The following is an 18,741-nucleotide window of genomic DNA, read 5'->3' as shown; positions in this document are numbered from 1 at the left end:
CCTCCCGATGCGGGCGCCAAAGCGGTCGTCCTCGCGCTGTAACATGGGTATTTCCGGATCGTAGGCAATCTTGTGAATTGACACTTCACTGTTGCCGATTATGCAATAGTGCCATGGACCGGATCGACGCCATGCAGGCCTTTGTCGCGGTGGCGGATCTCGAGGGTTTTGCCCCCGCCGCCCGCAAGCTCGGCCTGTCGCCATCGGCGATCACGCGGCTGATTGCGGCGCTGGAGGAGCGGCTGGGGGCGCGGCTGCTGCAGCGGACCACGCGGCAGGTGACGCTGACCGACGCCGGCTCGCGCTATCTGGAGCGGGCGCGGCGGATCCTGGCCGATGTCGAGGAGGCCGAGGACGCGGTGGAGAGCGAGCGCACCCGCCCCGAGGGCCGGCTGGTGATCTCGGCGCCGTTCGGCTTCGGGCGGCTCCATGTCAGCCCGGTCGTATCAGTCTATCTGAAGCGCTATCCCGATGTCGGTGTCGACCTGCGGCTGTCCGACCGCAGGATCAACCTCGTCGAGGACGGCGTCGACCTCGCGGTCAGGCTCGGGCACCTGCCGGATTCGACGCTGGTTGCGCGGCATGTCGGCCAGATGCGCCGGATCGTGGTGGCGTCGGCCGGCTATCTGAAGCTCCGCGGCGAGCCGAAGCGGCCGGCTGATCTCATCACCCATGACACGATCCAGTTCGGTGCCATGACCGCGACGCCGGATTGGCGCTTCATGGAGGAAGGGCAGGAGATTCGCATCACGCCTACGCCGCGCTTCACCAGCAACAGTTCGGATGCCGCCATCCAGTACGCCGAGCAGGACGGCGGATTGACGCGGGTGATGGCCTACCAGGCCGCCGAATCACTGAAAGCGCGGCGGCTCAGGATCGTGCTCGCCGAGTTCGAGCAGCCGGCGGTGCCGATCCACGTCGTCTATCCGACCACGCGGCTGCTGTCGGCCAAGGTGCGGACCTTCATCGATCTCGTCACCGAGATCACCGACTGGCACTTCGGCTAACCAGCTCAATCGGCCGTCATTTGGCGTCCTTGTTCAGTTCGATGGTGACCTGCGACAGCCAAGGAGCCGGGCGCTTCCATCACGAACGACTGGTGGTCGCCCTTGGTTCGGATCGTCACCAGCGCGGCAACCGTCTCGCCCTCGATGCGCGCCTCGATCAGTCCGTCAGAGTTGGTCCCCGAGATTTTGCCGCCCTGCCGGTACTCGCTCTCGAACCAGTTGCCCGAAAGCTGCGTTTCGTTCTGTTCGATGTTTGCGGACAACGACATCTTGTAGGCATCGCTTGCGCATCGGAGATCCAGGCTGATCGCCTTGCCTGGCTTGGTGACGTTGTAGGCGACCTTGCAGCGGACCTTCTCCCAGTCCCCGTTCGAGGGCTTCATCGAACCGGATCCGGACCAACCGCCTGCCAGGCTGTCCAGACTTGTCGCCGCATACGACAAGCCCGAGGTCATCAGTGCGAAGCACACCGCGATGCTGCTTCGCACGATCCAAAATTTCCAAGGCCATTTCCAAGACCAAGAATTCCAAGACATTGAGCCGATCTCCAAATCGCAATGCGATTGACCCTACCCGCGCCCGGTCGTGGAGATGTGGCGGCGACGTTAAGAGATGTTGCGGAGTATGCCTTTCTGTTTACCGCGGCAAGCCGTGCGCTCCGCTTGAGAGCACCTCAAGTCACGGGCGCCTTCTTCGGCACCACGCGGAACGTGCCGCTGGCGCGCGCGATGGTGACGCCATCGGCCTTGATCAGGCTCTGCGCGAAGCAGATCGTGCTGCCAGTCTTGATCACGTCGCTCTCGATCGCGAGCCATTGGCCGACATTGGCGGAGCCCACGAAATCGACCGCGAGCGATATCGTCACGAACGAGGTGGTCCAGGCGGTCGCCTGGCCGCAGCTATAGCCCATCGCGTTGTCGGCGAGTGCTGCGATCAGCCCGCCATGGATCAGGCCGCGGCCGTTGGTGTGCGGCCTGGCGAGCCGCAGGCCGATGATGACGGCCCGTTCGGTCTTCTTTTGGTAAAGCGGTTCCCAGGGCTCGGTGAGCGGGCTTTTGCGGAACAGCGGCTCGAAGCCCTGAGGGATGTCTTGGGAGTTATCTTGGGGGATGTCGGGGGCGACTTGCGTATCGTTGGTCATCTGAAGCTCGCATATGGCGTTGCGTGACGCCATTGAACGCGATGTCGATGACGGTTTCACCGCCTACAAAGTTTTAAACGGGATTCGCGCCTGTGTTTGAATGTGGCTCCGGCCTGTCGCCACATCTCCCGCTGTCATCGCCCGGCTTGACCGGGCGATCCAGTATTCCAGAGACCGCACGGCATGAATCGAGAAGCCGCGGCGTACTGGATACCCCGCATGCGCGGGGTATGACGGCTGAGGGTGTAACGACGAGGTTGCTCGACGAAGGAAACAGCGACCTAAAACGGCAGCCCCACATAATTCTCCGACAGCGAGGCCGATGCCGCCTTCGAGCTGACGAGGTAGTCGAGCTCGGCGATCTGGATGCGCGCGGCGAAGTCGCCCTCGTCGGGGAATTTGTGCAGCATCGAGGTCATCCACCAGGAGAAGCGCACCGCCTTCCAGACCCGGGACAGCGCCTTGGCCGAGTAACCGTCGAGACCCGCCGAGGATTTCTCGTCGTAGAATTCGCGCAACGCCTGCGACAGATAGTGCACGTCGCTGGCCGCAAGGTTCAGGCCCTTGGCGCCGGTCGGCGGCACGATGTGCGAGGCGTCGCCGGCCAGGAACATCCGGCCGAACCGCATCGGCTCGGCCACGAAGCTGCGCAGCGGCGCGATGCTTTTTTCGATCGAGGGGCCGGTGACGATCTCGTCGGCGGCCTTCTGGTCGAGGCGCCGCTTCAATTCGTCCCAGAACCGCTCGTCCGACCATTGGTCGACATGATCGTCGAGCGGGCACTGCACGTAATAGCGGCTGCGGTGGGTCGAGCGCATCGTGCACAGCGCGAAGCCGCGCTCGTGGTTGTTGTAAATCAATTCCGGCGAGACCGGCGGGGTCTCGGAAAGAATCCCGAGCCAGCCGAACGGATACACCCGCTCGTAGCTGGTGATCGCCGAGGCGGGAACGCTGGCGCGGCTGACCCCATGGAAGCCGTCGCAGCCGGCGATAAAATCGCAGGCGATTTCGTGGGCGACGCCGTCCTTGACGTAGCTGACGCGCGGATGGTCGGTGTCGAAATCATGCGGTTTGACGTCGGCCGCGGAGTAGACCGTGGTCAGGCCGGCCGCCTTGCGGGCGTTCATCAGATCGAGCGTGACCTCGGTCTGGCCGTAGATGGTCACGGTCTTGCCAGTCGCCGCATGCATGTCGATGCGGTGCCGCGCGCCGCCAAACGCCAGCTCGACGCCGTGATGGACCAGGCCCTCCTGATGCAGGCGGGCGCCGGCGCCGACCTGGTCGAGCAGGGAGACCGTGCCTTCCTCGAGCAGGCCGGCGCGAATCCGCCCCAGCACGTAGTCCGGGGTCTGCCGCTCAAGAATGACGTTGTCTATGCCGAAAGAATGAAGTAGTTGCCCAAGCAACAGTCCGGCCGGACCTGCGCCAATGATTGCTACTTTTGTCCGCAATACCTGCTCCTCCCGATACGATAGGCTTGGCTCGGGCGCCCGCGCCGGGGCGTGCGCCATCAACTTGCCAAGGCAACTATATCATATAGCCGTCCTGGCAAAGGGCGTTTCGCCCAGGAAAAGCGTTCGCCGCAATGCGAGATGCACTGGGGTCGCCCCGGGGCGGAGGTGCGACGAGGCGTCCACCATGCGGATTTCGGCTTGAATATGCGCTCGAATTAGATAACATGTTAAGTAATGAGGCGGGTACCAAGCCCGTCCTGGAGAGGAGGAGACGTGATGAGGAATAAATTGTTGGCCCTGCTGATGGCAGCGGCCGTCGTGGCGGCCGCAGGTCCCGCCGTGGCACAGGACAAGACCGTCTATCTCAAAGTGTCGCTATGGGTGCCACCGGCGCATCCGCTGGTGCCGGCGACGCAGGCCTGGGCCGCCGACATCGACAAGGCATCGGGCGGCACCATCAAGGTCACCGTGTTCCCCTCCGAGCAGCTCGGCAAGGCGTTCGACCATTACGACATGGCGCGCGACGGCATCGCCGATGTCACCTATGTCAATCCCGGCTATCAGCCCGGCCGCTTCCCGATCGCAGCTGCCGGCCAGCTCCCGTTCGTGTTTTCCGACGGCAAGAAGGGCACGCTGGCGCTGAACGAGTGGTACCACAGATACGCGCCGACCGAGATGAAGGACACCAAGCTGTGCTTCGCCTTCATCCACGATCCGGGCGCGCTGCACGGCAAGAAGAGGATTTTGCTGCCGAGCGACCTCTCTGGCGTGAAGGTGCGTCCGGCACAGAGCACAATCGGCGAGATGGTCAAGATGTTCGGCGGCACCAATGTGCAGGCCTCCGCGCCGGAATCGCGCGACGCGATCGAGCGCGGCGTGGCCGACGAGATCACCTTCCCCTGGGGCTCGATCTTCCTGTTCGGCATCGACAAGGTGGTGAAGTACCACATGGACGTGCCGCTCTATTCGACTGTTTTCACCTACAACATCAACCTCGCCAAATATAACTCGATGTCGGATGCCCAGAAGAAGGTGATCGACGATCACTGCACGCCGGAATGGGCTTCCAAGGTCACCGACCCATGGACCGATTTCGAAGCCAATGGCCGCACCAAGATGAAGGCGCTGGAAGGCCACGAGGTCTACCCGCTGACGTCGGATCAACTCGCCGAGTGGAAGAAGGCGGTCAAGCCGCTGCGCGACAGTTGGGCCGAGGCGGTGAAGAAGGCCGGCGGCGATGCGGAAAAGATCGACGCCGATCTTCAGGCCACGCTGAAGAAGTACGAGGCGGGGATCTGATCTCGTCATTCCGGGGCGCGCGTGAGCGCGAACCCGGAATCTCTTATCTCAACCTCCAGATTCCGGGTTCGCTCGCCTTGCGAGCGCCCGGAATGACGGCTCCTGACAGCGACAGTCGGACAATATGGCTGCCAACTCCGAAGTGACCCAAGACGGCGCGATCACCGGTCCACCCGAACCGGTGCGCAAGAACTTCATGGACCGCTTCATCGATTCGATCGAATGGGTGGCGGCCTTCTTCGTCGGCGTCGTCGCGCTCAACACCTTCACTGCGGTGTTCATGCGCAAGTTCTTCTCGGTGACGATCCCCGACTACTACAATTTCGGCCAGTTCCTGCTCGGCATCCTGATTTTCTGGGGCATCGCCGCGACGAGCTATCGCGGGACCCACATCACCGTGGATCTGGTCTGGGCCAATGCCTCGCCGCGCTACCAGCGCTGGATCGACATCTTCGCGACGCTGGTGCTGCTGTTCGTGGTGACAGTGCAGACCTACACGCTGATCGACAAGGTGATCGACACTAAAAACGGCCACATCGTCACCATGGACCTCGGCGTGCCGATCTGGCCGTTCTTCCTGGTGTCGTGGATCGGCGACGTCTCGGCGGTGCTGCTGATCGCGATCCGCACCTACCGGCTGATCTTCCATCCGGAAGAAATCCACGATGCCAAGATCAAGACCGCGGAGTAGACGGCCATGAGTCTCGACCTGAGTCCGGAGACTGTCGCCGTCATCGGCTTTGTCAGCCTGTTCGCGCTGATGCTGCTCCGCGTGCCCGTCGGCATGGCAATGGGCCTCGTCGGCATCACCGGTTTCGGCTATCTCACCGGCCTCGCGCCGGCGCTGAAGCTGATCGGCCAGACCACGATGCGCACGGTGACGGATTATTCCTTCGGCGTGATCCCGATGTTCCTTTTGATGGGCGCCTTCGTGTCCGTCTCCGGCATCAGCCGCGAGCTGTTCCGCGCCGCCAACACCTTTGTCGGCCACTGGAAGGGCGGGCTTGGCATTGCGACCATCGCGGCCTGCGGCGGCTTTGCCGCGATCTCCGGCTCGTCGGTCGCGACCGCGGCAACCTTCTCGGCGGTGGCCTATCCCGAGATGCGCCGCTTCGGATATCCGCAGTCGTTCTCCACCGGCGTGATCGCGGTCGGCGGCACGCTGGGGGCGATGCTACCGCCGTCCACCGTGCTCGCGGTCTACGGCATCATCACCCAGCAGGACATCGGCAAGCTGTTCATCGCGGGCGTGGTGCCCGGCCTGCTCGCGATCCTGATGCACATGATCACGATCGGCATCATCGGCGTGACGCGGCCGGGTTTCCTGCCGGCGGGCAAGAAAGCGTCGTGGCATGAGCGCTTCGTCGCGCTGCGCGACGTCTGGTCGCCGCTGCTGCTGTTCCTGTTCGTGATCGGCGGCCTCTATGGCGGCTTCTTCATCCCGACCGAAGCAGGCGCGGTCGGCGCGGTCGGCGCCTTCATCATCGGCATCCTCCGCGGCAAGCTGACCAGGGACGGCATCCTGCAATCGCTGCTGCAGGCGACCCGCACCGCGGCAGCCGTGTTCACCGTGCTGATCGGCGCGCTCTGCTTCGGCTACTTCCTTACCATCACCCAGACGCCGCAGAACGTCACCGCCTTCCTCACCGGGCTCGGCATCGGCCCCTATGGCGTGCTGGCGCTGATCCTCCTGATGTATCTGGTGCTGGGCTGCCTGATGGACGCGATGGCGATGGTGATCCTCACCGTGCCGATCGTGTTTCCGGTGGTGACCGCGCTCGGCTTCGATCCGATCTGGTTCGGCATCATCATCGTCATGACCGTCGAGCTCGGCCTGATCCATCCGCCGGTCGGCATGAACGTGTTCGTGATCAAGAGCGTGATCAAGGACGTCAACATGTCGACAATCTTTGTCGGCGTGCTGCCGTTCGTCATCACCGACCTGATCCGGCTGGTGATCCTGATCCTGTTCCCGCTGCTCGCGACCTACCTGCCGCAACGCATGATAGGCTAAATCCATGGGACCGGAGCTTCAGACCAGATACGTCTTCACCATCACCGCCCGGATCGCCGAGGTGACGTCCGCCGGTGACATCGGCACCGGTGTCCGCCGCATCATTCCGATCATCGGCGGTGAGGTGAGGGGCGAGACCGTCAACGGTAAGGTGCTCGGCTTCGGCGCCGACTTCCAGATCATCCGGCCCAACGAGCTGATCGAGCTGGAAGCGAAATATGCCTTCGAGACCGACGACGGCGCCATCGTCTATGTCGAGAACAAGGGTATCCGCTTCGGGCCGGTCGAGCTGCTCGAGAGGCTCAAGCGCGGTGAGCCTGTTGACCCGAAGCTGATCTATTTCCGCACCGTGCCGAAATTCGAAACCGGCGCCGAAAAGTACCGCTGGCTGATGGAGCACATCTTCATCGCCTCCGCCGCCCGCCACGCCGACCGCGTCGTGATCGACGTGCATCAGGTGCTGTAGGCGGGCGCGCGGAGAGAATCGGGATTCTTGCTTGGCGCGCGTGTGAGGAAGGCAATGGCGGGAGGGAGCCGGAACGGCGTGCTCACCTCACTCATCGGGCCCTTGCCGATAGAATTTCTCTTTTTCAGAATTATCTCTTGACGCGCACCCCAACTCAGCGATCTAATGCCGCCGTCTCACCCGATTGAGGGGCGTTGCGCACGTCACGAACGCGCGGTGGGATGCGGTGGACGCTGACTGCGCGAGAGACGAGAGCGCATGAAGCGGACGGTGAAGTCGTGTGGTCCTGACGCCCTAGCGGCCGCTGTCCCCTCGCGAAACGCGAATGCGTTTCTGCGAAGGCGGTGACAAACAAGCCCAGTCTCGCCGGGGAGAGCACGAAGTAAGCCGTAAAACCATCGCGCAGGGAAAGCCGGGATTGCTCCGGTTACACCTGTGGTCCTACCTCCCGTGCTTTTTTGTTGCACGGGACCCATGGGTGCGATCGGCACCCGGCTTTCCCTGCGCCCTCTTCAAGAGAGGGCGAGACGAAGAGCAAAGCTCGGACAATTCATGTCGCGAGAACGCGGAAGTATGACTCACAACCCACGCCACATATTCAGTGTCGTCCCGGCGCAGGCCGGGACCCATAACCACAAATGGTTATTGTTGCGTAACGTCGGAACGACGAGTCCCATCCACTACATCTGCTGCGGCGTATGGGTCCCTGCTTTCGCAGGGACGACGGGTGGAGTGTGTCGCGCGTGCCGACTCCATCCCCGTAATCCCAGACGTCTCGAACGTCTCCCATATTGACTCTCCCGCCATTAGTTATAAAACATAACTATTCTGAACAGGAAGCAATAACGCCATGGGAAACGCTGCCGACGCGGGTGATGCCTCGCTGCTCAAGATCGAGACGCGAGGGGCGGTGCTGACGGTCGGGCTCAACCGGCCCGCCAAGCGCAATGCGCTGAACGACGGCATCATCCTGGCGCTGCGGGATTGCTTCTCCGCGATTCCCGATGCGGTCGGCGCCGTTGTCATCCATGGGATCGGCGATCATTTTTCGTCTGGCCTCGATCTCTCCGAACTGACCGAGCGCGACGCCACCGAGGGCCTGGTGCATTCCCAGATGTGGCACCGCGTGTTCGACCGCATCCAGTATTGCCGCGTGCCTGTGATCGCGGCGCTGAAGGGGGCGGTGATCGGCGGCGGGCTGGAGCTAGCCTGCGCGGCGCATATCCGCGTCGCCGAGCCCTCGGCCTATTTCGCGCTGCCCGAGGGCCAGCGCGGCATCTTCGTCGGCGGCGGCGGATCGGTGCGGCTGCCGCGCCTGATCGGCGTGCCCAGGCTGGCGGACATGATGTTGACCGGCCGGGTCTATTCGGCGACCGAGGGCGCGGCCTATGGCTTCTCGCAATATCTCACCGAGGCCGACGGCGCGCTGCCGAAAGCGCTGGAGCTTGCCGAGCGCGTCGCTGCCAATGCGCCGCTGACCAACTTCGCCGTGTTGCAGGCGCTGCCGATGATCGCCGAGGCCAATCCGCAGACCGGCCTATTGATGGAATCGCTGATGGCGACGGTGGCGCAGAGCGACAAGGAAGCCAAAAAGCGCATCCGCGCCTTCCTGGATCGCAAGACCGCCAAGGTGAAGCCGACATGAGCGCCACGCCGTCCGCACCAGCTGCGAGCGTGCATCCGCTGCGCCCGATCTCGTTCGGCAATCCCGACGTCAGCGTCGAACGCCGCGACGACGGCACGATCTATCTTCGCCCGAAGCTCAGTCTTACCGATTATCCCGCTCGTCTCACCGACCGCCTGCATCACTGGGCGACCGCCGAACCGAACCGCGTGTTCATGGCCGAACGCGCCGGCGGCGGCTGGCGGCAGATCACCTACGCGCAATTGCTGGAGACGACCCGGCGCATCGCCTCCGCGCTGATCGCGCGCGGGTTGTCGGCCGAGCGGCCGGTCGTGATTCTGTCGGGCAATTCGATTGATCATGCGCTGATGGCACTCGGCGCGCTCTATGCCGGCATTCCTTTCTGCCCGGTGTCGCCGGCCTATTCGCTGGTGTCGCGCGACTACGGCAAGCTCGGCTTCGTCATCAAGCTTCTGACGCCAGGTCTGGTCTTCGCCGACGATGCCGGCAAATTTGCCGATGCGCTGCGCGTCAATGTCGCGCCGGATGTCGAGATCGCGGCCAGCCGCGGAACCGTGCCCGGCCGCGAGGTGACCCGGCTCGCCGATCTCATGGCGGCGCCGGAAGATCCGCGCCTCGACGCGACCCATGGGGGAATCGGGCCGGACACGATCGCGAAATTCCTGCTGACGTCGGGTTCGACGGGCAATCCCAAGGCCGTGATCAACACCCAGCGGATGATCTGCGCCAACCAGGTGATGCTGCGCGAGACGCTGGCGTTCCTGAAGGACGAGCCGCCGGTCATCGTGGATTGGCTGCCGTGGAATCACACCTTTGGCGGCAACCACAATGTCGGGTTGACGCTCTATAACGGCGGCTCGATGTTTCTCGACGAGGGCAAGCCGATGCCCGGCGGCATCGAGGAGACCGTGCGAAACCTCCGCGAGATCTCGCCGACGGTCTATTTCAACGTGCCCAAGGGCTATGAATCGCTATTGCCCTATCTGCGCGACGACGCTGCCTTGCGGGCGAAATTCTTCGATCGGCTGCATGCGATGTTCTTCTCGGGCGCCGCGCTGTCGCCGTTCATCTGGAACAGCCTCGATGCGCTCGCCGTGCAGGAGAAGGGCTATCGCGTGCCGATGCTGACGGGGCTCGGCGCCACCGAGACCTCGCCGTTCTTCATGTCGGTGCGGCCCGATACCAGCCGCTCCGGCCATGTCGGGCTTCCGGTGTCGGGCAATGACGCGAAGCTCGTCCCCAACAACGGCAAGCTCGAGGTGCGCGCCAAGGGTCCGAACGTGACGCCCGGCTACTGGCGTCAGCCCGAACTGACCGCCAAGGCGTTCGATGAGGAGGGCTTCTACAAGTTCGGCGATGCGCTGAAGCCCGCCAACGCTGGTGATCTCGCTGCCGGTTTCGATTTCGATGGCCGGATCGCCGAGGATTTCAAGCTGGCGAGCGGCACTTGGGTCAGCGTTGGACCCTTAAGGGCGCGCTTTGTCGGCACCTGCGCGCCGCTGGTACGCGACGTCGTGATCGCGGGGCTCAACCGCGACCAGCTCGCGGCGATCGTGATCCTCGATCTCGACGGCTGCCGCCTGATCAATCCAGAGCTTGCCGCTGGCGACATCGCGGCCGCGGCCAATGATCCGCTGGTGCGGGCTGCCTTTCGTGAACGCTTCGCACGCGTCCTTGCCGGCGCCACCGGCTCGTCGAACCGGATCGCGCGGGCGATCCTGCTGGATACGCCGCTGTCAATCGATCGCGGCGAGGTCACCGACAAGGGCTCGATCAACCAGCGCGCGGTGCTGGAGCATCGCACTGACATCATCGAAGCGCTCTATGCGCCGGTGCCATCGGCATCGGTGATCACGTCAGTCTGACATTTGAAGAGGAGAATTCCATGCAGTTGAAGGACCAGGCCGCCATCGTCACCGGCGGCGCATCGGGATTGGGCGCGGCGACTGCGCGCCGTCTCGCGGCGCAAGGCGCCAAGGTCGCGGTCTGCGACCTCAATGCCAAGCTCGCCGAGAGCGTGGCGGCCGAGATCGGCGGCATTCCTGTGGTCTGCGACGTGGCCGATGCGGCGGCCGCCGAGGCTGCGTTCGCTGCCGCCGCCAAGGCGCATGGCCCGGCGCGAGTGCTGGTGAACTGCGCCGGCATCGGCGTAGCAAAACGCGTGATCGGCCGCGAGGGACCGATGGCGCTCGTCGATTTCGACAAGGTGATCAAGGTCAATCTGATCGGCTCCTTCAACATGCTGCGGCTTGCGACCGCTGACATGGCGAAGCTCGAGCCGCTCGCGACCGGCGAGCGCGGCGTCGTGATCTCGACGGCCTCGGTCGCGGCCTATGACGGCCAGATCGGGCAGGCGGCCTATTCGGCCTCGAAGGGCGGGATAGTCGCGATGACCTTGCCGATCGCGCGCGAGCTCGCGCAATTCGGCATCCGCGTTTTGACCATCGCGCCCGGCCTGTTCATGACGCCCTTGCTGGCCGGCCTGCCGCAGGAGGCGCAGGATTCGCTCGCCGCCGCGATCCCGTTCCCGCGAAGGCTCGGCCAGGCCGACGAGTTCGCCTCGCTGGCGCTGCACATGATCGACAATCCCTATCTGAACGGCGAAGTGGTGCGGCTCGATGCCGCGCTCCGGATGGCGCCGCGCTGACTATGGTCATGAGGATGAACCAGCAGCATCCGGCGAGCTCGCTTCCACCTCTCCCATTGGGAGAGGTCGGATCGCGCAGCGATCCGGGTGAGGGGCTACGATCAACAACGAAGACCGTACCCCCTCACCCCAGCCCTCTCCCCATGGGAGAGGGAGCTCACCGCCGTTGCCGCGCTATCGGAGTTCGATAAATCATGTTCGTCCATCGGCGCGACGTGCAGATCCAGTGGGGCGATTGCGACCCCGCCAACATCGTCTATTACCCGCGCTATTTCGCGATGTTCGACGACTCGACCTCGATCATGTTCGAGGCCGCCGGCTGCTCGAAGCAGGACCTGATCCACAAATACGGCCTGGTCGGTATTCCCATGGTCGACACGCGGGCGAAATTCCACATCCCGTCGACCCATGGCGACTGGATTACCATCGAGAGCCGGATCGACAGCATCAAGCGCTCGAGCTTCGAGGTGGTGCACCGCGTGTTCAAGGGCGAGGCCTTGGCGATCGAGGCATTCGAAACAAGGGTGCTGGTCGGCCGTCATCCGGACGATCCCGACAAGCTGAAATCGGCGCCATTTCCGCAGGAGATCATCGACCGCTTTATGAACGGCTGACTTGATGAAGGGCTGACTTGCAGCCCCTCATGACCTAAAGAAGGGGCTGAATTGGCCCGCAAAACCGGCTTAAACCCAAAAGACTTACTTGCAGGGAGGAATGAATGAAGAAGGCCACTCTCGCCGCAGCCGTGCTCGCCGCAGTGATCGCGCTGCCGGGCGCGTCCGCACAGGCGCAGACCAACGAAATCACCATCGGCATCACGATCTCGACCACCGGGCCCGCCGCGGCGCTCGGCATCCCCGAGCGCAACGCGCTCGATTTCGTGCCGAAGGAGATCGGCGGCGTGCCGCTGAAGCTGATCGTGCTCGACGACGCCGGCGATCCGACGGCTGCGACCACCAATACGAGGCGCTTCGTCACCGAGTCCAAGGCCGACATCATCATGGGCTCCTGCATCACGCCGACGACGATCGCGGTGTCGACGGTCGCCAACGAGGCCGGCATTCCGCATCTTGGGCTGGCGCCATTCGCGATCAATGAGGCCCGCGCAAAATGGTCGGTCGACCTGCCGCAGTCGATCCCGATCATGGGCAAGGTGCTCTACGAGCACATGAAGGCGCACAACATCAAGACCGTCGGCTATATCGGCTATTCGGATTCTTACGGCGATCTCTGGGTCAACGACTTCAAGGCGCAGGCCGTGCCGATGGGCTTGACCATGATCGATGAGGAGCGCTTCGCGCGCCCGGATACATCGGTTGCGGGCCAGGTGCTGAAGCTCGTCGCCGCCAATCCCGACGCTATCCTGGTCGGCGCGTCCGGCACCGCCGCGGCGCTGCCGCAGACCGCGCTACGCGAGCGCGGCTACAAGGGCCTGATCTACCAGACCCACGGCGCCGCCACGATGGACTTCATCCGCATCGCGGGCGCGTCGGCGGAAGGCGTCATCATGTCGGCCGGCCCGATCATGTCGCCGGAAACGCAAGCGGACAGCGCGCTGACCAAGAAGCCGGGCCTGACGCTGAACGCCGCCTACGAAGCCAAATACGGTGCCAACAGCCGCAGCCAGTTCGCCGGCCATTCCTACGATGCCTTCGAGGTGCTGAAGCGCATCATCCCGACGGCGCTGAAGACCGCCAAGCCCGGCACGCCGGAATTCCGCGAGGCAATCCGTCAGGCGTTCATCTCCGAGAAGGAGATCGTCGCGAGCCAGGGCGTCTACAACTGGACCGAAAAGGACCGCTACGGCCTCGACGACCGCTCGCGCATCTTGCTGACGGTCAAGGACGGCAAATACATCCCGGCGATGTGAGCCGGCCACGATCCGCTGAGGTAACAAGCCGGCCCTCGAAAGAAGGCCGGCTTCGTCATCTAAATCACGCTCTCGCCTTCGTGCTGGAAGCCGAGATAGCTCGCGGCGACGCCCTTGTTGGCGGCGATCTCCTTCGCGGGACCCGACAGCACGAATTCGCCGAGCTCCATCACATAGGCGCGGTCGGCGATCTGCAATGCGGCCTGGGCGTTCTGCTCGACCAGCAGCACCGAGACGCCGGCGGAGCGGAGCTCGCCGACGATGCGGAAGATGTCGGCGACGATGATCGGGGCAAGGCCGAGGCTCGGCTCGTCCAGCATCAAGAGCTTCGGCGCGCCCATCAGCGCGCGGCCCATCGCCAGCATCTGCTGCTCGCCGCCGGACAGCGTGCCGGCGAGCTGCTTGCGGCGCTCCTTGAGCCGCGGAAACAGCGTATAGACCCGCTCCAGCGAAACGGCTGCGGTTGCCTTCGCGATCCGGAAGGCGCCGAGCTCGAGATTGTCCTCGACGTTCATGGTGCCGAACAATTCGCGATGCTCTGGCACCAGGCTCAGGCCGGTGGCGACGCGGTCTTCGATGTCCAATGGCGCCATGTCGACGCCGGCAAAGGTGGTGCGGCCCTTCAGCGGCAGCACGCCCATGATGGCGTTGAGCAGCGTGGTCTTGCCGGCGCCGTTGGCGCCGATGATGGTGACGATCTCGTTCCCGGCAACGTCGAGCGAGACGCCGCGCACGGCCTCGACCTTGCCGTAGGCGATGTGGACGTCGGTAACCGACAGCAGCGCGCTCATGCGGCGGCTCCGAGGTAGGCCTTGATCACGTCGGGATTGCGCTTGATCGCGGCCGGCGTGCCTTCGGCGATCTTGGTGCCGAAATCCAGCACCACGATGCGGTCGGCGAGATCCATCACGAACCCCATGTCGTGCTCGACCAGCAGCACCGACATGCCGCCGTCGCGCAATTGCCGGAGCAGCGCGGCCAGCCGCTGCTTCTCCATGTGGCGCAGGCCGGCGGCCGGTTCGTCGAGCAACAGCAGCATCGGATCGACGCACAGCGCACGCGCAATCTCGACGATGCGCTGCTGGCCGAGCGACAGCGAGCCCGCGAGCTGGTCGATCTGGTCGGACAGGCCGACGCGCGCGATCTGCCGCGCGGCTTCCGCCAGCAGTTTTGCCTCATCGGCGCGGTCGAGCCGCAGCATGCTGGAGATCGCCCCGGAATTCCCGCGCAGATGCGCGCCGATCGCGACGTTCTCGAGCACGGTCATGTCGGGCACCAGCTTGACGTGCTGGAAGGTTCTGGAAACGCCGAGCTTGACCACTTCCTGGGGCGGCGCGTTCTCCACTTCCTTGCCGAGCACGGAGATCTTGCCGCCGGTTGCGGTCAGCACGCCGGTGATCAGGTTGAAGGTCGTGCTCTTGCCGGCGCCGTTCGGGCCGATCAGCGCGACGATCTCGCGGGCGTTGACGTCGAACGAAACGTCGTTCACTGCGATCACGCCGCCGAACTGCTTGCGTGCCTTGTCGATGTGCAGTAGCACCGAAGACGAACCTGGTGCGCGCTCGCGATGCTCCAGCTTCAGCGACGTGTCCGGCGTCTTGCGGGCCGGCTTGAGCGGCAGCCGCGACATCAGCCAGGGCCAGACGCCGGATGGCGCGAGTTGCAGCAGCAGCACCAGCATGATGCCGAACACGATGGTCTCGAGCTGGCTCTGGCCGCCGAAGATGTAGGGCAGGTAGCTCTGCAGCACCTCCTTGAGGATCACGACGATGCCGGCGCCGAGCACCGCGCCCCAGACGTAACCGGCGCCGCCGACGACGGCGATGAACAGATACTCGATGCCGGCCTGCGCGCCGAACGGCGTCGGGTTGGCGGCGCGCTGGAAATGCGCATAGAGCCAGCCGGACAGGCCGGCCAGCACCGCGGCATAGATGAACACCAGGAGCTTGGCGCGCGGCGTCTGCACGCCGAACGCTTCGGCCGCGACATGGCCGCGCCGCAAGGCGCGGATCGCGCGCCCGGTGCGGGAGTCCAGCAGGTTCATGGTCAGCAGCGCGGAGATCAGCACCGCGACCCAGATCGCGTAATAGATCGTATCCGGGCTCAGCATCTTGAACGAGCCGATCGAGAGCGGCGGAATGCCTGAGATCCCGTCGTTGCGGCCGAGGAATTCGAGCTTGCTGAACAGATAGAACAGGCCGATGCCCCAGGCGATGGTGCCGAGCGGCAGATAATGGCCCGACAGCCGCACCGTGACAATGCCGAGCAGCACGGCCGCAATGCCGCTGACCACGAGCGAAGCCGGCAGCGTCAGCCAGGGCGAGACGCCATAGGCGGTGGTCAGCACCGCCGTGGTGTAGGCACCGAAACCGCAGAACGCGGCCTGCCCGAACGAGGTGAGGCCGCCGACGCCGGTGAGCAGCACGAGCCCCATCGCGACCAGCGCGGCGAGGCCGATATTGTCGAGCAGCACGATCCAGAACGGCGGAATGCCCGGGACGAGCGGGATCACCGCCAGCACGAGCGCGAAGATGATGAGAGGGAGCCGCTGCGTCATCGCGCTCAATCCTTCTCTTCTTCGACCGCGGGCGCTGCAAGCGAGCGCAACACGAGCACGGGGAGGATCAGCGTGAACACGATGACTTCCTTGAAATTGCTGGCGTAGAAGGATGAGAAGGCCTCGACGATGCCGACCACGATGGCGGCGACCGCGGTCAGGGGATAGCTGACCAGGCCCCCGATGATGGCGGCGATGAAGCCCTTCAGGCCGATCAGGAAGCCGGTGTCGTAATAGAGCGTGGTGATCGGCACGATCAGGATGCCGGAGATGGCGCCGATCACGGAGGCGAGCAGGAATGCGATCTGGCCTGACAGCGTGGTGCGGATGCCGACCAGGCGGGCGCCGAGGCGGTTGACCGCGGTGGCGCGCAGCGCCTTGCCGGTCTTGGTGTAGCCGAAGAACAGCCACAGCGCGACGATGAAGCCGACCGTCAAGGCGTAGACGGCGAGGCTCTGGCCGGTGAAGCGCAGCGGGCCCGCGGTCAGCGCGGCGTTCGACAGCGCCGGGGCGCGCAGGCCTTCGGCGCCGAAGAACACCAGGCCCAGGCCCTGCAGCGCGAGGTGGCAGCCGACCGAGGCGATCAGGAGCACCAGCACCGATGTGTGCGCGATCGGCTGGAAAGCGATGCGGTAGAGGAACAGCCCGATCGCCGCCACGATCAGGAGCGCCAGTGCAATGTTGACGGCGACCGGCGTGTTGGGACCAACCAGGGCGTAAACGAGGCCGAGCAGCGCGAAGGGGAAGACGATGTTGAGCGCGACGGAGCGCATCATCAGCCGCGCATGCAGCGCCTTGCGGGCGAAGAACAGGTCGAGGGCGAAAGCCACGAGGCCCATCGCGACGGCAAGCCGCACCGTGCCGGGCACCTGGCCGGTCGCCAGCATGGCGTAGCTCAGCGCGCCGTAGGTCACGAATTCGCCCTGCGGGATCAGGATCACCCGCGTCACCGCGAACACCAGCACCAGGGCCAGCCCGAGCAGTGCGTAGATCGCGCCATTGGTGATGCCGTCCTGCAGCAGGAACAGCATGATCGTTGTGTTCAAGGCCGGGCGCTCCCCCTTAGGCGTCGGACCGCCGCAACCGGTTGCGCCGGTCGGGTCGGCCGATATCGGCTGTTGATAGGCGCCGATATTTGATATAGTGCATAACGATTATTGGATATAATCTCAAGGTCCCCGAGCGTCCCGCGGGGTTTTTGTACCGGGATTGCGAGCCTGGAGCGATGACTGTTTCCAAGACCGCCGCCGATGCCGTCCGATCACCGCGTGCCCTGCGCAGGGAACCGGTCGATCCTGCCGGGGACGACAGCATGCTGCAACTGGGCGAACTGTCCGGACTGCTCGGCTATTCGCTGAAGCGTGCGCAACTCAAGGTCTTCGAGGACTTCCTGCGCTGCGTCGCGCCGCTGCAGCTGACGCCGGCGCAGTTCTCGGTGCTGCTGCTGCTCGACAAGAATCCGGGCCGCAACCAGACCGAGATCGCCAACACGCTCGGCATCCTCAGGCCGAATTTCGTCGCCATGCTCGATGCGCTGGAGAGCCGCGACCTTTGCGCGCGGATGCGCTCCACCAACGACCGCCGCTCCCACATCCTGGTCCTGACCGACAGGGGCCGCGCCGTGTTGGCGCGCGCCAAGAAGCTGGTGGCCAACAAGCACGAGGCGCGGCTGATCGAGGTGCTCGGCCCCGCCAACCACGCCGCGTTGCTGGAGATGCTGGCGAAGCTCGCGCAGGAGTTTTGAGGGGGTGTGACGGCCCATCCGCTCGCAATGACGCGCTGGGTTGATACATATCCGGCATGCGGGCGCCGCCAGGCGACGAACCCATCGCGGTCTAAAGCTTGTAGCCGATGTTTCGCAGCAGATCCTTCCGCCACGCTATGTCGGCGTCGGTTTCGACGCCAAGCGGCGAGGCGCCATCCACCACGCCGAGCACGCCGCGCCCGAGCTCCGTCTGCGCGACGATCACCTGTGTGGGATTGGCCGTCGCGCAATAGATGCGGCAGACCTCTGGCACCGCGCGCACCGCCGCCAGCACGTTGACGGGAAAGAACCCGTCGCCGAGGAAAATCAGGAAGGTGTGACCGGCGCCGATCGCCAATGCGTTGTCGCGTGCCAAGGCGAACGAGGCGTCGTCGTTACCGGAGCAGCGCACCAACCGCTTGCCGGAGGCCTCGCAGAAAGCCAACCCGAAGCGGATGCGCGGCACCGCGCCCACCAGCGCTTCGTGAAGGTCTTCCACGGTCTTGATGAAGTGCGACTGGCCGAAGATGAAGTTGGTCTCATCCGGCTTGACGATGGGCACCACGGTGAGTTCCATGGCTTCGCTCCTGCACGGTGAGCTCCCCAATCCATGGTAGGCCGTCGGAGGGCGTTTGCAAGCGGCCACAGGCGGCCAAATGTGTCGGCTGTCTGCTTCGAGCTCACGCCGACCAGACCCAGCATCCGTACTCACGACGGCTCTCGAGGGAAGGCCGGAAATCGCCGGGGAGGGTTACGCGCCCAAGGACGGGAACTGTGGTATCCTCCGTCGAGCGCGACAGGGTGCGCCCGAATGTTGCATGGCCCCTCGCCAAAGTGGCCGCGAAGCGTACCGAGCGTTGCTAACGGATCTGAAGGGATCGCTTCCGGGGGGCCCGA

Annotated in this window: 18 protein-coding genes; 11 read left to right on the top strand and 7 right to left on the bottom strand. The window is 64.5% G+C overall.

The features are described from left to right. The first annotated feature begins 113 nt into the window (after positions 1 to 113). Positions 114 to 1,007: a LysR family transcriptional regulator gene (locus tag K359_RS0102515; RefSeq protein WP_029077923.1), complete on the top strand. Its 894-nt coding sequence runs from the start codon at positions 114 to 116 to the stop codon at positions 1,005 to 1,007. A gap of 5 nt (positions 1,008 to 1,012) precedes the next feature. Here the strand turns inward: K359_RS0102515 and K359_RS50915 are convergent, their stop codons facing one another. The 3 genes from K359_RS50915 to pobA all read right to left on the bottom strand — a co-directional run bounded on the left by K359_RS50915 (position 1,013) and on the right by pobA (position 3,599). Beyond that, positions 1,013 to 1,495 carry a hypothetical protein gene (locus tag K359_RS50915; protein ID WP_245284490.1) on the bottom strand — a complete coding sequence of 161 codons (483 nt, stop codon included), beginning with the start codon at positions 1,493 to 1,495 and terminating at the stop codon, positions 1,013 to 1,015. Between the two features lie 185 nt (positions 1,496 to 1,680). After that, on the bottom strand, positions 1,681 to 2,148 hold the full coding sequence (locus tag K359_RS0102505; RefSeq protein ID WP_051345954.1) for a PaaI family thioesterase: 468 nt from the start codon (positions 2,146 to 2,148) through the stop codon (positions 1,681 to 1,683). A gap of 281 nt (positions 2,149 to 2,429) precedes the next feature. Further along, entirely contained in the window at positions 2,430 to 3,599 is a 1,170-nt protein-coding gene (pobA, locus tag K359_RS0102500; protein ID WP_029077921.1) for a 4-hydroxybenzoate 3-monooxygenase, read from the bottom strand. Between the two features lie 279 nt (positions 3,600 to 3,878). Here pobA and K359_RS0102495 point away from each other — a divergent pair, with 279 nt between their 5' ends. The 9 genes from K359_RS0102495 (at position 3,879) to K359_RS0102455 (ending at position 13,543) form a co-directional block, all read left to right on the top strand. Continuing rightward, positions 3,879 to 4,901 (top strand): TRAP transporter substrate-binding protein, encoded by a 1,023-nt coding sequence (locus tag K359_RS0102495; RefSeq protein WP_029077920.1) that lies wholly within the window; start codon positions 3,879 to 3,881, stop codon positions 4,899 to 4,901. 181 nt (positions 4,902 to 5,082) lie between these two features. Next, entirely contained in the window at positions 5,083 to 5,592 is a 510-nt protein-coding gene (locus tag K359_RS0102490) for a TRAP transporter small permease (protein WP_029077919.1), read from the top strand. A gap of 18 nt (positions 5,593 to 5,610) precedes the next feature. Further along, positions 5,611 to 6,915: a TRAP transporter large permease gene (locus tag K359_RS0102485; protein ID WP_029077918.1), complete on the top strand. Its 1,305-nt coding sequence runs from the start codon at positions 5,611 to 5,613 to the stop codon at positions 6,913 to 6,915. A 4-nt stretch (positions 6,916 to 6,919) separates the two neighbouring features. Further along, on the top strand, positions 6,920 to 7,381 hold the full coding sequence (locus K359_RS0102480) for a DUF3237 domain-containing protein (RefSeq protein ID WP_029077917.1): 462 nt from the start codon (positions 6,920 to 6,922) through the stop codon (positions 7,379 to 7,381). Between the two features lie 850 nt (positions 7,382 to 8,231). Further along, positions 8,232 to 9,026 carry a crotonase/enoyl-CoA hydratase family protein gene (locus K359_RS0102475; RefSeq protein ID WP_029077916.1) on the top strand — a complete coding sequence of 265 codons (795 nt, stop codon included), beginning with the start codon at positions 8,232 to 8,234 and terminating at the stop codon, positions 9,024 to 9,026. Next, complete coding sequence (locus K359_RS0102470) at positions 9,023 to 10,891, top strand: feruloyl-CoA synthase (RefSeq protein WP_029077915.1); 1,869 nt, start codon at positions 9,023 to 9,025, stop codon at positions 10,889 to 10,891. Before K359_RS0102475 ends, K359_RS0102470 begins: the two co-directional genes overlap by 4 nt. 20 nt (positions 10,892 to 10,911) lie before the next feature. Next, positions 10,912 to 11,673 (top strand): SDR family NAD(P)-dependent oxidoreductase, encoded by a 762-nt coding sequence (locus tag K359_RS0102465; RefSeq protein WP_029077914.1) that lies wholly within the window; start codon positions 10,912 to 10,914, stop codon positions 11,671 to 11,673. A 194-nt stretch (positions 11,674 to 11,867) separates the two neighbouring features. Further along, on the top strand, positions 11,868 to 12,287 hold the full coding sequence (locus K359_RS0102460) for a thioesterase family protein (protein WP_029077913.1): 420 nt from the start codon (positions 11,868 to 11,870) through the stop codon (positions 12,285 to 12,287). 104 nt (positions 12,288 to 12,391) lie between these two features. Further along, a complete protein-coding gene (locus K359_RS0102455; protein WP_029077912.1) occupies positions 12,392 to 13,543 on the top strand; it encodes an ABC transporter substrate-binding protein in 1,152 nt (383 codons plus the stop codon). A 59-nt stretch (positions 13,544 to 13,602) separates the two neighbouring features. On the opposite strand, the gene K359_RS0102450 is transcribed toward K359_RS0102455, so the two are convergent. The 3 genes from K359_RS0102450 to K359_RS0102440 are packed head-to-tail and all read right to left on the bottom strand — an operon-like array spanning position 13,603 to position 17,146. Next, positions 13,603 to 14,334 (bottom strand): ABC transporter ATP-binding protein, encoded by a 732-nt coding sequence (locus K359_RS0102450; protein WP_029077911.1) that lies wholly within the window; start codon positions 14,332 to 14,334, stop codon positions 13,603 to 13,605. Continuing rightward, positions 14,331 to 16,100, bottom strand: coding sequence for an ATP-binding cassette domain-containing protein (locus K359_RS0102445; protein ID WP_051345945.1), 1,770 nt, complete (start codon positions 16,098 to 16,100; stop codon positions 14,331 to 14,333). Before K359_RS0102445 ends, K359_RS0102450 begins: the two co-directional genes overlap by 4 nt. A 5-nt stretch (positions 16,101 to 16,105) precedes the next feature. Next, positions 16,106 to 17,146, bottom strand: coding sequence for a branched-chain amino acid ABC transporter permease (locus K359_RS0102440; RefSeq protein ID WP_029077909.1), 1,041 nt, complete (start codon positions 17,144 to 17,146; stop codon positions 16,106 to 16,108). Positions 17,147 to 17,325: 179 nt separating this feature from the next. Here K359_RS0102440 and K359_RS0102435 point away from each other — a divergent pair, with 179 nt between their 5' ends. Then, positions 17,326 to 17,844, top strand: coding sequence for a MarR family winged helix-turn-helix transcriptional regulator (locus tag K359_RS0102435; protein WP_029077908.1), 519 nt, complete (start codon positions 17,326 to 17,328; stop codon positions 17,842 to 17,844). A gap of 91 nt (positions 17,845 to 17,935) precedes the next feature. Here the strand turns inward: K359_RS0102435 and K359_RS0102430 are convergent, their stop codons facing one another. Further along, the gene (locus tag K359_RS0102430) at positions 17,936 to 18,421 is read right to left on the bottom strand and encodes an adenosine-specific kinase (RefSeq protein WP_029077907.1); all 486 of its coding nucleotides are present in this window, start codon (positions 18,419 to 18,421) and stop codon (positions 17,936 to 17,938) included. Positions 18,422 to 18,741 lie beyond the last annotated feature (320 nt).

It is taken from the genome of Bradyrhizobium sp. th-b2 (genome assembly GCF_000426785.1).
In the GTDB taxonomy this organism is placed as follows: Bacteria; Pseudomonadota; Alphaproteobacteria; order Rhizobiales; family Xanthobacteraceae; genus Bradyrhizobium; species Bradyrhizobium septentrionale.
This window is presented reverse-complemented; position numbering and strand designations above follow the sequence as displayed.

What these genes read in the sequence shown, in the direction of transcription:
- K359_RS0102430 (WP_029077907.1), bottom strand. Translation starts at nt 18,421, where the DNA reads ATGGAACTCACCGTGGTGCCCATCGTCAAGCCGGATGAGACCAACTTC.
- K359_RS0102475 (WP_029077916.1), top strand. Translation starts at nt 8,232, where the DNA reads ATGGGAAACGCTGCCGACGCGGGTGATGCCTCGCTGCTCAAGATCGAG.
- K359_RS0102480 (WP_029077917.1), top strand. Translation starts at nt 6,920, where the DNA reads ATGGGACCGGAGCTTCAGACCAGATACGTCTTCACCATCACCGCCCGG.
- K359_RS0102470 (WP_029077915.1), top strand. Translation starts at nt 9,023, where the DNA reads ATGAGCGCCACGCCGTCCGCACCAGCTGCGAGCGTGCATCCGCTGCGC.
- K359_RS0102515 (WP_029077923.1), top strand. Translation starts at nt 114, where the DNA reads ATGGACCGGATCGACGCCATGCAGGCCTTTGTCGCGGTGGCGGATCTC.
- K359_RS0102505 (WP_051345954.1), bottom strand. Translation starts at nt 2,148, where the DNA reads ATGACCAACGATACGCAAGTCGCCCCCGACATCCCCCAAGATAACTCC.
- K359_RS0102460 (WP_029077913.1), top strand. Translation starts at nt 11,868, where the DNA reads ATGTTCGTCCATCGGCGCGACGTGCAGATCCAGTGGGGCGATTGCGAC.
- K359_RS0102450 (WP_029077911.1), bottom strand. Translation starts at nt 14,334, where the DNA reads ATGAGCGCGCTGCTGTCGGTTACCGACGTCCACATCGCCTACGGCAAG.
- K359_RS0102445 (WP_051345945.1), bottom strand. Translation starts at nt 16,100, where the DNA reads ATGACGCAGCGGCTCCCTCTCATCATCTTCGCGCTCGTGCTGGCGGTG.
- K359_RS0102495 (WP_029077920.1), top strand. Translation starts at nt 3,879, where the DNA reads ATGAGGAATAAATTGTTGGCCCTGCTGATGGCAGCGGCCGTCGTGGCG.
- K359_RS0102465 (WP_029077914.1), top strand. Translation starts at nt 10,912, where the DNA reads ATGCAGTTGAAGGACCAGGCCGCCATCGTCACCGGCGGCGCATCGGGA.
- K359_RS0102455 (WP_029077912.1), top strand. Translation starts at nt 12,392, where the DNA reads ATGAAGAAGGCCACTCTCGCCGCAGCCGTGCTCGCCGCAGTGATCGCG.
- K359_RS0102435 (WP_029077908.1), top strand. Translation starts at nt 17,326, where the DNA reads ATGACTGTTTCCAAGACCGCCGCCGATGCCGTCCGATCACCGCGTGCC.